Origin of the sequence: Mesorhizobium sp. WSM4306, assembly GCF_007003975.1 — a bacterium.
GTDB lineage: Bacteria > Pseudomonadota > Alphaproteobacteria > Rhizobiales > Rhizobiaceae > Mesorhizobium.
On record NZ_VFTC01000021.1, the window covers coordinates 76,745 to 89,432 of the forward strand.

Consider the following 12,688-nt stretch of genomic DNA (forward strand, 5'->3'; position numbering starts at 1 on the left):
TCAGAAGGCCTTAGGACAGCTGAAGGCCGAGAGCGCCGGCAGCGTGAATGGGTTGCCGTCCTCCCCGGTCTTGATCGTGTAGGCGACATCGCGCCCGCCAATGACGAAACGCGCTTCGAGACTGTCGCCATTGGCGGTAACCTGAGCCTTGTCCAGTAATCGTTTCAAGGCCCAGGGGCCGTCGAACTTGATTGCGGACTCGCGCCCCGGCAGCTCCGGCGTAAGGCTGAGACTGGCCGCGCCGGTCTTGCCCGGCCACGGAATCAGGCCCGGCGTGTTGCCCGCCTGGGTGGCCTGCAGCACCTGGCCATCGATGTTGAGCAGCGCCATGTCGGCATCGCCATGCAGCGACAGCGGCGTGAAGGTGATGTTGATCGACGGCACCGGCCCGCCAAGCGGAAAGAAAGCGGCGCGGATTTGTGCTGCAAGCTGGAAATTCTTCAGCGTCGATTTCGCCAGATTGCGGCCGAACTTGGTGTCCTGTTTCCAGTCCCAGTCCTGGCCGCTCATGTCGACCAGCGACGCCAGGTTCTGTGCGAAGAACCGGTCGAGCACCCCGCCCGGAGAAAACAGCCTGGCAAAATCAGCCATCGCGACATCGTCGGTGCTGGCAGGGGCGAATGGAAAGCGCCCGGCAATCACCTCTTCGCACGGCCGGCCGACCGTCTCTTCCAGCATTTCGTTGAGATGCGTGGTCGATGTTTCGGCCACAGTGCCCTCGAAATCATCCGCTGCGGTACTGACCATCCTGGCCAGCGCCTTCGGCAGTCGCGAGGCATTGGCGCGCAGCGTCGAGATCTGCAGCTGCAGATTGGCGTTAGCCTGGTCCGTCTGTGCGGGGACATCGGCCGCCAGCCGCACGCTTTGATAGATTTCGCGGAAATTCTGGGTCAGGGCATCGAGCGGGCGCTGGCCGGGTGCGCCGGCCACCAAAGCCTGAAAGGACCGGAACTGGGCCTCGATGTTGGCGCCCGGATCCTGGCTCTGCGTGCTGACAAAGGCAGTCCCGGCCCGGCTTTGCGATTTGCGCGCCGCGAGCTCGATGCCGATGCGGGCGAGGCCCTTGGCGCGGGCGGCGGCTTCCTGGTCGCTGTCTTGAGACGCGGCCGGATTGCGCTCCTGCGTCAAAGCCGTTTCGCGCGCGATCGCCTCGAAGAGCTGCATTAGTGGTGAACTCGGCGAGCCGGCTGCGGACAGCGCCAGATATTGCGGTTTGTCGGCGGCCATCGCCTTGAACTTCAACCTGTCGAGTACCTCGTTCCACGCCGCCGCAAAACCCTTGCCATAGCGATCGAGAAGCTCGGGGCCGAGCTTGAGCAACTCCTGGTCGAAGCCGCCTTGCTCTCCGCCGCTGCCGATCACCCATTGATCGTCGACCAGCGCCTGCGCCACCTTGGCGAGCTGCGCCAGATAGAAATCAAAGCCGGCATGTGTGTAGAGACCGGGGACGCGAAGCGAGGCCAGGTCGTTGGCGTCATTGCGCTCGAACAGCACCGGCGCTTCTGGGCCGGCCTGCTGCGACACCGAAAAATCGTCCAGCGCCGCCGCATAGGTGGCCGACTGGATGAGCGCGGTGGCCCGGTCGGCGAGGCTCATGCGGCCGAGCGAGCGCTGGGCGGATTCGACCAGCGAACGGTTGAGCTCGAACGAGGGATCCTGGTCGTCATCGAGCGCCAGCATGGCGCGCAGATGCTTCTCCAATTGCGCCCGCCCATCGCGATTGTGGGCGCCGGGGTAGCGGTTCTTTTCCCAGTCCCGCTTAAGCCAGGTGACGACCAGCTCGTCATCGACTTTCGGCGCCTTGCCGCCAAGCATCAGGTAGATCTTCAACGGCTCGTACAGCGCCATCGGATCGGCCATCCTGGCCTCGATCGTGCGTTCGAGCTGGAACAGCAGGCGCGAGCGGAACATCCGCTCCAGCCCTTGCCGGTAGGCGGTCTCGGATGCCGACAGGACACGCTCACGCTGGCTGAGGCCGAAGGTCGCCTTGGCCGGCGTCGGCTGGTCTTTTGCGTCATAGCCGGCCGGCAGGCTGCGTAGCGCATCGAGCGCGCCGATGACGGTTTCGAGGTCCGCATCCGACACCGTCGTGCTTGCCAGCAGCGGAGCGGCTGTCTGGCGATATTGGCCGACCGCCTGGCTGGTGGCGGCAACCAGAGATTTGTTTGTTGTAAAGCTCAGGCCAAGAACGCCAAGCCCGGCGATCGCTATGGCCGCAATCGCCGCCAGACCGGCATAGCGGGCGATGGTCGCCCGCCTGTCGGCTGCCTTGTCATAGGACACCCAGCCGGACTCGGAGAAAATCACGCGGCTCAACAGATCGTGCAGGAAGAAGCTTTTGCCGGTGCCGGAAAGATGCGCCTGGACATTCTTGCCGAAACTACGGCCGATGCTGCCGAGCAGTTGGTCGATCGGTGTGCCTTCCTGGGTGCCGGAGGAAAAATAGAGACCGCGCAAGGGCGCGTTCAGCTGCTTGCGCGTCGGCTCGAAGACGCCGTCGAGGAAATGCACGATCCGGCCTTTCAGCGCGCCGAGCTGCGCTGCAAAGCCGAAAATGGCGATACGAGCGACGGGATCGGTCTCCGCCTGCAGCCGCTCGCTCATCTCTTCGCTCAGGCGCTTCACCAGCGCGTCGAATTCGGCCGGCGCCTCGCCAACCATGTTCAGGCCGCGCTCGGCGGTCTGGAAGGTAGCGCCCCACACTTGGCGCCGGCGTGCGTCGTCGAAACCGCCGAAAGTCTCCATGAATCCGGAGACCAGGTCTGCCTTGGTGAACAGCACATAGACCGGGAAGCGGACCTTCAGGACCGCGTGGATTTCCTGCAGGCGACTGCGAATCTCGGCGATACGGGCGGCCTGCTCGCCGTCCGCCATCAGGTCGGCAAGGCTGATCGCCAGGATGACGCCATTGATCGGCTGCCGCGTCCGATGCCGCTTGAGCAGCGACAGGAAGGCGAGCCAGCTTTTGCTGTCTGTCCCAGCATGCGAATCCTGCGTGGTGTAGCGTCCGGCCGTGTCGATCAGCACCGCCTCGTCGGTGAACCACCAGTCGCAATTGCGCGTGCCGCCGACGCCTGCCACAGGCTGCGCCTGGCCCGACCCGGCAAGCGGAAAGTTCAGCCCGGAATTGACCAGTGCGGTGGTCTTGCCGGCGCCCGGCGGGCCGATGACGATGTACCAGGGCACGTCATAGAGGAAATTGCGCTTGCCGCTCGACTGCCTGAGCGTCGCAACCGCCTCGTTCATGCGGGCTTCCAGCAGCTTTGCGTCGCTGCCGTCATCCTCTGCGCTGGCCATGGCGGCTTCCAGCGCTCTCTGCGCCTTGCGCCTTCGCCAGAACCTGACTGCATAAATGACCACCGCCGTTCCAACGGCAAAGCCGATAATCACTGCGCGCAGCCAGACCGGGTCCAGCGGCCGGGCGCCGGCGAAGCGGATCAACGGTCCGGCGAACCAGACCGCGGCGGCAAAGCCGGCGAGCGCGAGTGTGCTGAAGATGCGCAGCAGCCAGCCGGTCACAGTGTCTCCTCCCGCTGGATCATCACATCGACACGGCGGTTTTTGGCGCGGCCCTCCGGTGTTGCATTGTCGGCGATCGGCTCGTCCTCGCCCTTGCCCTCGACCTTTGTCCGCGACGGATCGCTGAAATGCGCCGCGATCATCTTTTCGACCGACTGCGCGCGGGCGACGGAGAGGTCGAAATTCGACTTGAACGCGCTGGTCTTCTTCGGCTTGACGTTGTCGGTGTGGCCGACGATCCGGACCGGCCCGCGCTCCGCGTCGAGAGCTGCCGCGATGCGGATGGCGACGGGCTCGAAATCGGCTTTGACGTCGGCCCGTCCCGACTGGAACAGCAAGGAATTGCTGATTTCCACGACAATGAAATCGCCCTTGCTGCCGACGCTGACGCCGCCGGCTTCGATCTCCTTGCCCAGCGCGGCGCGGATGCGATCGATCTGCGCAATTGCCGCCGGCGCGGCGACGGGCTTGACCTCCTCGGTCAGCGGCACGAAGCCAGTGCGCTCGATGGTGACCGGCGTTGCCGGATTGAGCGCCAGCAATTCGCCGGCGACGGCCTCGCCGTCATTGGTAATGAGCACCCGCAGCGTGAAAAAGGCTGCTGTCAAAACCGCCGCCGTCGCGGCAGCAATGGCCCAGAGCGGGATTCGCCTGGAGCCTTGCGCTGACGTCAGCGACAGGCCTTGCCAGCGCGGCGAGATGTCGTCGTCATCGGGGACGCGGAAATAGGCCAGCGTCTCGTAGACGTCGCGGCGGACACGCTCAAGGCCCTCGCGTGCCTCACCGCGATACTGGCCTTCGAAGCCTAACGACAAGCATACATGCATCAGCTCGATCAGATTGCGGTGAGGTTCCGGCGTCGCCAACACTGTGTTCAGCGCCTGGAAGAAACCGGCGCCGGTGGGTTTGACCTGGAAGAAGCGCTGCAGCATGCAGTGCTGCGCCCACGCATCCCGGCCGGAGCCGGGCAGGTTGGCGATGATATCGTCGGCGGTCTCGCAAAGCACATAGCTGGCGATGCGCGCATCCTCTTCCGAGGTATCGGTCCTGGCGATCTTGCGGTCGAACTCCTCGATCAGGCCGGCGACATGCTCCGCCAGCGGCTCAGCCTGTCTTTCGAGGGCCACCAGCCGCAGGTGACCAAGCAGCATCAGCAAGGGCGCCGCGGCAGCAACGATCGGGTTGGCCGTTCCATAGTCGACGCCGTCGCTGGCGCCGAGCAACACATCCCACGGCGTTTTCTCTGCCGTCCCGGCCGAACCATGAAACGACGGATCGGCGGGCGCTGCGGCGAAAGGCGCGCCTTGATAGATCACGGTCCCCGTGACGTCGGCCTGCGGCGGCTGGCGGCCGGCATTGGGATCGAAAACCGTCGATTCCGGGATGCTGGCAGGGGCGATCACGGTGCTGTCGGGCGCCCGCGCATCGCGGGCAAGAGCCGTCTTTTGCTTGCGGTCGGGATTGGGGCGGTCGGGATTGGGGCGGCCGGGATTGGGGCGGCTTGGGCGGATGACGGTCTTGCCGGCCGGATCGAAAGGATCGTCCTTCGAGCTCATCGCCGATCCCCGCCTCTACGCGCGCACGGCCGCACGACGCACGGCGCTACGCCCGCGCGAACGCGGACCGCAGGACGCTATCTCGCCGTGACATGACATTTGCCGCAGACCCCGAGGTCGACCAACCGTACCCGCGTGCTCAATTGTCGTATGTGATCGTAGTCTCAGAAGGTTCCGATTGAAACCCGGCGCAATTTTGGTCGCCAGTTGCCGGATCGGCTTGATGGCAGGCGAGGTCAGCTCTTGCCTGGCGGTTTCTGTTTGGCGGCCTTGGTATAGGCTTCGCTGAAATAGGTGAGGAATATGTCCAGGAGGCCGTTTTCGTGCGCCTCCTCCTTGGCTCGCCAGGTCGCGACCAGCGCGTCCCAGGCGCGCGTCTTCTTCGACGCAAAGGACGACGGCGGCAGTTTTTTGGCAATCGCCTCGGGCGACAAATCGTCGAGCAGTCGCGCCAGTGCCGCCTGCATGGCGGCGAAGGTGGCGAACTCATGCGTCTTGAGGTCATGGAAAGCGTCTTCGATACTGTGCCTGGCGTCGAGATAGCCGGCCCTGCGGCGGGCAAACATGATGTCGAGGATTTCGTCCGTCCCGGGCACGAACTTCAGCGGATTGTTGTCGGCGGCATTGATCATGGTTCGATCGCTGGTCTTGGCCAGGACTTTCGCCGCGGCGCGCGCCTTCAACAGCAGCACCAGTTCGTCGACGACGATCCGCAATACGGCGCCGATCTCGCCTGCCACCTCATTCGGCTGGCGCAGCAGAAGTGCTTCCGGCGGGATTCCGGCGCCGGCGGCAATCGCGCGCAGGATCTCGTCGGCTTGCTGTGGCCGGCTGGAGACCGAAGCCGGTGGCGCGGTCGGTGACCGTGGCGCTGCGACATGGTCCGGAAAGGATCCGGCGACAGGCATCTGCCGTTGCGTCGAGCCATGGCCACCGAAGGCTGCGTTCGCGTCATCGATCGATACCGAGACGATATACCGCCCGATCCGGAGCCGGTCGCCTTGCGCAAGCCGGTGCGGGCCGGTCAGGCGCTGGCTCGAGCCGTTGACGAAGGTGCCGTTGCGCGAGACGTCGTAGAGAAAGAAAGCGCCGCCTTCATAGCGGACTTCGCAGTGCCGGCCGGAGATGAATTTGTCCGGATCGGGCAAGGTCCAGGCGCAGTGCTCGCGCCCGATCTCGAAGCCGCGGTCGCGCGATGCGTAACCGGGCGGCAGCCCGGCAGGCAGGACATCGACATTGCTGATCTGCAGACTGATGAACATGCAATATGGCCTGTCGACCGCTGGCGTTCCATTGATCCGATGCGCCGCAGTCTAGCAGCTTGCGGGCACAGCGGGAGAGCGGCGTTTCACACTGGCGAAAGCGGCGCAAACAGGACCTGCCTGCCGCTTGTCCTCTTTGGTCTGCCACGGAACATGTGGTAGGCTCAACACGGCCTGGGGTGGCAAGGTGCGAAATGTCCCTGAACGTGAGGTCGTTAACACAAGAAGGGCTGCGAACCTGCCACACTAGCGTCCAGGAGGGGCACGACCCATGCCGAGTGAACAACGCGCCGCACTTGTGCAGACGCCGGTCGGCGCCGAGCTGTTGACCTTCACGCATCTCGTCGGCCGCGACGAGATCAGCCGCTGTCTTGCCTACACCGTGGGATTTGTCAGCACCAATGCGGATATCGATCCGCTGAAGATGCTGGGCGGCGTCGTTTCGATCGAAGGCGAGTCCGATCCCAAGCGCTGGTTCAGCGGCCTCATCGCCGAGTTTCGCCTCACCCGCATCGAAGACCGGTTGGCTTACTACGAGGCGGTCGTCAGGCCGTGGCTGTGGTTCCTCGGCAACGCCACCGACTGCCGCATTTTCCAGGACAAGACCGCCGTCGAGATCGTCGAGGAGATTTTCTCCAAATATGGCGGCATCGCCAAGTTCGAAAAGCGGCTGCAGGGATCCTATCCGCCGCGCGAATATTGCGTCCAATACGACGAGAGCGACCTCGATTTCGTCCAGCGGCTGCTCGAGCACGAAGGCATCATGTACTTCTTCGAGCACGCCGAAGGCGAGCACAAGCTGATCCTGGCCGACGCCATGAGCAAGCTGAAGCCGGCGACGGGCTATGAGACGGTGCTCTATCAATTCGAAGGGCAGGGCTCGCGCCGCGACGTCGAATACATCACCGAATGGATTCCAGGCAGTGCGGTGCGCCCGGGCGCCTATGCCCACACCGACTATGACTTCGAGAAGCCCGCCGCCGACCTGATGGCGAAGTCGGCGCAGCCCTTCGGCCACAAGCAGGCCGCAGGCGAGAACTATCGCCACCCCGGCGCGCATCTGGAAGTCGGCCGCGGCGACAGCCTGGCGGCGATCAGGCGCGAGGAAATCCAGGCGCCGCATATGCGCATTGCCGCTGTCGGTACCGTGCGCGGCCTGTTCTCCGGCTGCACCTTCAAGCTCGACGGCTTTCCGCGCAAAGACCAGAACAAGGAATATCTGGTCGTCAGCGCTGAATACCGGTTGTTCGATCCGGGTTATCGCGCCGGCGTCGACACCGATGGCGAGAATTTCAAGGTCGTGCTCGGCGTGGCGCCGACCTCAGTGCCTTATCGGCCGCCAAGGATCACGGCGCGGCCGATCATGCGCGGGCCGCAGACGGCGACGGTCGTCGGTCCGTCCGGCGAGGAGATCTTCACCGACAAGTACGCCAGGGTGAAGGTGCAGTTCCACTGGGACCGCCTGGGCAAGAAGGACCAGAAGAGTTCCTGCTTCGTGCGGGTGTCGCAGACCTGGGCCGGCAGCGGCTGGGGCTTCATCCAGATCCCGCGCATTGGCCAAGAAGTGATCGTCGATTTCATCGAAGGCAATCCGGACCTGCCGATCATCACAGGTCGGGTCTACAACGCCTCGCAAATGCCGCCCTACGGGCTGCCCGGCAACGCCACGCAGTCGGGTTGGAAGTCCAACTCGTCGAAGGGCGGTGGCGGCTACAACGAGCTGATGTTCGAGGACAAAGCCGGCTCGGAGCTTGTCAACTTCCAGGCGCAGAAGGACCATCACCTTCTGATCAAGCACGACCGCAACAAGACGGTGCAGCACGACCAATCCGATCGCATCGACCACGACGCCAAGCACTCCGTCGGCCACAACCTCGACGAGGATGTCGGCAACAACAAGACGGTCAAGGTCGGTGTCGACCAGACCACCGATATTGGCTCGAACGATACCGAGACGGTGGGCAAGAACCGATCACTGACGGTGGGGGTAGATGAGACGATCAATATCGGCTCCAACTCCACCGAGACCATCGGCGCCAATCACACCCAGACCGTGGCGATCGTCCAGACGATCACGGTCGGCGCGGCGCGCGTCGACAGCGTTGGGGCGGCAGAAACCCGAAGCGTTGGCGCCATCCAGACGAATCAGATCGGCGCATCGCGCTCGATGACGGTCGGGGCCGGACAGACGCACACGATAGGTGCGGCGGACAGCTGGACAATCGGCGCCGCCCAAAGCGTGAAGGTCGGCGCGGACCAGAGTTTCGCTATCGGCGGTGCGCAGTCGTCGGAGATCGGCAAAGCCAGGTCGGCAAAGATCGCCGCTGATGACGCGACCGATGTCGGCGGCGCCCACTCGCTAAAGGTCGGCAAGGGCAGCGGAATCCAGGTCGCAGAGGACAGCTCGATCAAGGTTGGCAAGAACTTGATGATCGAAGCAGGGGACTCGATCACACTCAAATGCGGCGATGCTTCGATCACTCTGAAAAAGGACGGCACCATCGTTGCCGACGGCAAGGACATCACGATCAAGGGCAGCGGCAAGATCAACATCAAGGCCGACGGCGAGGTGATTGTGAAAGGCAGCACGATCAACAACAATTGAGGGCGTCATCATGGAAGTGCTGGAGCGTATCGACGGCGTCGTGATCGGCCTGCTGATCGGTTTCGAGGGTGGGGCACCGCTGGTGGTCTTTGTCGGCAACCCGCGCGAGACCGCGATTGCGGCGCGCAGCTTGGCCGAGCTGGACAGTTCGGCGATCGGCTCCGAACTGGCCTTGCTTTTCGAAGAGGGCGACCCGATGCGACCGCTGGTGGTCGGTCGCATTGTCGATCCAGCGTCCCGCAACCGGAACCTTGAAGTCGTCCGTGACGGCGAGCGCGTCGTCATCACTGGCGATGAGCGCATAGAACTGCGCTGCGGCCTGGCATCGATCATTCTGGAGAAGAATGGCCGCGTGATCATTCGTGGCACCCAGTTGACCAGCCAGGCCAGCGGCACCAACCGTATTCGCGGCGGGGCCGTGCATCTCAACTGAGGCCGTTGCGAATGCACTCCATCGCGACCATCGCGACCATCGCGGCCATCGTCGACCAGCATGCCGAGGATGCGGCGTTCCTTTGGCTGCGCCGTCGTCGGGAGATCGACGGTCCGATCCTCGACGAGACCGATATCGGCCGCATCGACCAGCGTCTCGAAGCCAATCTCGAAGGGCTCATGGCAGCCGGCAAAGCCGGGTGGGAAGCAGCCCAGGCGCGCTTTGCCGACTACGCCGAGCCTGGTGAGCTTTTTGTAATTGGCGCGCTGGCTTTGCGTTGGGGCGACGCCAAGTTGGTGTCCTCTGCAATCGACGCCGCCGCAAGCCTGGGTGAAGCCGGCATATCGAGCCTGTCTGCCGCGATCGCGCGCACGCCGCGCGAAAACCTGCGGCCGTTCGTGGCGCAGTGGCTGGACACGCGCGACGCGCGGCAGCGCTGCCTTGGGCTGGCTGCGCTCTGGCATCATCGCATCGACCCCGGGCAGCGCCTGCATGATCTGGCCAGCCATTCCGAGGCGGTCGTACGCCGGCGCGCCATCAGGCTCGCCGGCGCGATGAGAAGGCGCGATCTGCTACCGGCGGTATTGGCCGGCCTCGATGGTACGGCGAAGGAGCGTCTTGCGGCCGCCTTGGCCGCTTGCCTGCTAGGCGCGGCGCGATCTGCACATCCCGTGATCGACAAGATCGTGCTGACGGAGACAGACCTGGCGGAGGCGGCGATTGAACTGCGTCTGCTGACGACGACGCCGAAGGCCGGCAAGGCCTGGCTGCAATCGCGCCTTGAACAGCCCGTACTGCGCGTCGCGGCCACCACATCAATCGGTCTCTTCGGCGATCGCGCGGTGATGCCGTGGCTGATCGAGAAGATGCGTGATCCGGAACTGGCATTCGCGGCGGGTGCCGCGCTTCGCGACCTCTTCGATGTGGATTTTGGCGACACCGATCTCTTTGTCTCCGACCCTGCTGTTCTTGGGGAGAGGTTTGCCCATCTCGACGACAGTTCGTTGCCGGCGGCGGATCGCGTCGAGACCTGGTGGGATGAAGGCCGCGGCGGGCGCAATCACCGTCCGTTCCGGTCAATGCGCCGATTGCGGCTCGACGCTTTGCGCGCTGCGTTCCCCGCACCCGATACGCCGCTGGCCGACTGGCGTTTCACACGCCGCTTTGCGGCCTGGATGTGATGGTCAGGGCCGGGTCATGCGAGCCACGACAGCCGCCGCCCGCAGACCGTTTTCGGAGGCGAGTTCACACATGGCGGTCGGGCCGGGCGCATAGTCTTTGAGAAAACTGTCGGCTGCTAGCATGAGCGCAAGCGCTCCGCTGGCCGCCCCGACATCGCCGATCGTCATGGCGGGATAGGCAATGGGCAGGACTTCCCGTCGGGTACGATAGAAGCGAGGCCGCGCGATCAGGTGCTCCCAGCCGCTGTAGCGCTCGCCGTTGCTGTTGCTGACGACGAAATCGATGTCGGGTTCGGACGGACCCGATCCGGCTACGGCGTCGCGAAGGGCGCCGAGCAGAGCACGGCCCTGGCTGTAGCGATCCGACAGAACGCTGTCCTTTTCCTGGGCGATCCCGATGCCTTGAATGGCGGCGTGGACGGATGCCTTGCCCTCTGGTTCGTAGGTCAGCCGGACGAAAGCCGCCGCCTCGCCGGGAACAAGACCCTGCGCATTGTCCTGCGACTTGAGCCGTCGGGCCTGGCCAAGGCGGCCGAAGTCCGTGTCGTTGACGAGGCTGTCAACGCCGCCGAGCAGAACCTGCTGGACCCCATGCTTTTCAATCACGTCCACCGCACTGTCCAGCATGGAGATGCTTGCTGCCGCGCCGCCGTCGATCAACCGCGATGTGGAATGGAAGCTCTGGCCGACCGCCTTGATCACCGCGGTGAGGAAGTCAGGTGGCGCGATGTCGCGATAGGCTGGGTGATTGCGGAAGCTCTCAGGCGGAGAGAGCAGGATCGCCGTGGCTTCGGCAGCGACCGTTCCCGTCCGCAACGCTTCGCCGATGGCGCGTGCCGCCATGTTGATCAGCCATTCGCCGTCACTGTGGCGCAATTGGTAGTGGGTGGGAATGCGCGCGACAATCTGGACGGCGCCAAAGGGCTCGGCGAGGATTTTTTCCTCGAAGGCCGAAAGACCGGCCCTGATCGCAGCGATGGTTTGTGGCGCGTTGAGCCCGGCAGCCGTTACCGCGCCCGCGCCGGCGATATAGAGCGGTCGCTTCATGGCTGCCACATGGGCCGGTCCCGCAACGTGCCATCGCCGCCCGTTTGACTGAAATAGGCCTTGCGTTTGCGTCTTGCGACCAGAAGGGCTGGTGAAACGTGGCCGAAAACGATCTCGCGCAGGGCTGGTGAATTGCGCCTGGTTACGAAGGAAAGCCGCGCCTTGAGCGTGACGCGCCAGATATCGGGCTCGATAATCACTGTATCTGGGCGAAACATACGATCCTCGATGCGATCCTGGTAAACCAGCCGCAACGGCGCAACGACATACGGCAATCGAAAATTCCAGCGTCCGGTCGGGGTGAGGCCGACCAACGATACCTGTTCGCGACCGCTGAACTCCGCCAATTGCTGGTCTGCAGGGGTACACAGATGATACCGCGGATCGAAATCCTTTGGCGGCAACGGCCACTGTGTATCGATCCACGCTTGATCGTAGGTCCCGGCATAGCCGATGCGCGGCTGCCAACTGCGACCGAGCGCGCCAAACCCGGCAGGCTTAGGTCGGTCGGAGGGACTGAGGAAAGGCTCTCCCGGATAGGTGATGTTGGGCGCCTGCGTCCTGACCGCCGGATCGGCCGAACGCGCTTGGTGGAACCCGACACCGACTGGGTTTCGCGGGTCCATCTTCCCGTCTGGCGCAGTGCCGCCAAAGGCACGTTCATAGACGACGGGCATGGTCCTGAAAGGATGCGGAGCGCTGTAGTTGCCGCTGTCATAGATGCGGTCGCCGGCGACGTTGAGCACTTTGCGAACATTGCCGATGCTAAGGCCGACTTGCATTTCGCGGACCGGCTTGCCGTTCGGGGCATAAGCGGTGCCGTTGACAATCACTTCGGCTACAGGCTTTTTCGCGACGATGTCGGCCTCGTAGCGGTTCGAAGACAATGCCGGATCGCCGAAAGGCACGTCGCCGAAGGTGACCGGCAATTGCTCATCGGCCGGCTTCAGCCCGGTGCTCTGTTGCGGGGCTTCGAAACTTGCCGAGAACATGGCGACGAGCACCTCTTGCCCGTCTGCGTCTGGCTGCACATGCGTGGCGGCGGCGAAAGGAGTGCGGTTTTCGAGCCAAACGTCGAATGCCAT

8 protein-coding genes are annotated in these 12,688 nt (G+C 64.1%); 3 read left to right on the top strand and 5 right to left on the bottom strand.

Going from position 1 to position 12,688, the window contains the following annotated elements; genetic code table 11:
• The 3 genes from tssM to tagH form a co-directional block, all read right to left on the bottom strand.
• Positions 1–3,519, bottom strand: a complete 3,519-nt coding sequence (gene tssM, locus FJV77_RS22560; protein ID WP_142868819.1) for a type VI secretion system membrane subunit TssM — start codon at positions 3,517–3,519, stop codon at positions 1–3.
• Entirely contained in the window at positions 3,516–5,075 is a 1,560-nt protein-coding gene (gene tssL / locus FJV77_RS22565) for a type VI secretion system protein TssL, long form (RefSeq protein ID WP_142868820.1), read from the bottom strand. The genes tssM and tssL overlap by 4 nt, the downstream gene beginning before the upstream one ends.
• Positions 5,076–5,311: 236 nt before the next feature.
• The gene (tagH, locus tag FJV77_RS22570; RefSeq protein WP_142868821.1) at positions 5,312–6,337 is read right to left on the bottom strand and encodes a type VI secretion system-associated FHA domain protein TagH; all 1,026 of its coding nucleotides are present in this window, start codon (positions 6,335–6,337) and stop codon (positions 5,312–5,314) included.
• Between the two features lie 271 nt (positions 6,338–6,608).
• On the opposite strand from tagH, the gene tssI reads away from it, so the two are divergent.
• From tssI to FJV77_RS22585, 3 genes are read left to right on the top strand one after another with little or no spacing between them, the layout of a single operon-like run.
• Positions 6,609–8,942 carry a type VI secretion system tip protein TssI/VgrG gene (gene tssI / locus FJV77_RS22575; protein WP_142868822.1) on the top strand — a complete coding sequence of 778 codons (2,334 nt, stop codon included), beginning with the start codon at positions 6,609–6,611 and terminating at the stop codon, positions 8,940–8,942.
• Positions 8,943–8,949: 7 nt separating this feature from the next.
• On the top strand, positions 8,950–9,375 hold the full coding sequence (locus FJV77_RS22580; protein WP_142868823.1) for a DUF6484 domain-containing protein: 426 nt from the start codon (positions 8,950–8,952) through the stop codon (positions 9,373–9,375).
• 11 nt (positions 9,376–9,386) lie between these two features.
• The gene (locus FJV77_RS22585) at positions 9,387–10,556 is read left to right on the top strand and encodes a hypothetical protein (RefSeq protein WP_142868824.1); all 1,170 of its coding nucleotides are present in this window, start codon (positions 9,387–9,389) and stop codon (positions 10,554–10,556) included.
• Positions 10,557–10,559: 3 nt separating this feature from the next.
• On the opposite strand, the gene FJV77_RS22590 is transcribed toward FJV77_RS22585, so the two are convergent.
• Entirely contained in the window at positions 10,560–11,603 is a 1,044-nt protein-coding gene (locus tag FJV77_RS22590; protein WP_142868825.1) for a hypothetical protein, read from the bottom strand.
• Positions 11,600–12,688 (bottom strand): DUF2169 domain-containing protein, encoded by a 1,089-nt coding sequence (locus FJV77_RS22595; protein ID WP_142868826.1) that lies wholly within the window; start codon positions 12,686–12,688, stop codon positions 11,600–11,602. The genes FJV77_RS22590 and FJV77_RS22595 overlap by 4 nt, the downstream gene beginning before the upstream one ends.

Coding starts and splice junctions, on each gene's coding strand:
- FJV77_RS22585 (WP_142868824.1), top strand. CDS start 9,387: ATGCACTCCATCGCGACCATCGCGACCATCGCGGCCATCGTCGACCAG.
- FJV77_RS22590 (WP_142868825.1), bottom strand. CDS start 11,603: ATGAAGCGACCGCTCTATATCGCCGGCGCGGGCGCGGTAACGGCTGCC.
- tagH (WP_142868821.1), bottom strand. CDS start 6,337: ATGTTCATCAGTCTGCAGATCAGCAATGTCGATGTCCTGCCTGCCGGG.
- tssI (WP_142868822.1), top strand. CDS start 6,609: ATGCCGAGTGAACAACGCGCCGCACTTGTGCAGACGCCGGTCGGCGCC.
- tssL (WP_142868820.1), bottom strand. CDS start 5,075: ATGAGCTCGAAGGACGATCCTTTCGATCCGGCCGGCAAGACCGTCATC.
- FJV77_RS22595 (WP_142868826.1), bottom strand. CDS start 12,688: ATGGCATTCGACGTTTGGCTCGAAAACCGCACTCCTTTCGCCGCCGCC.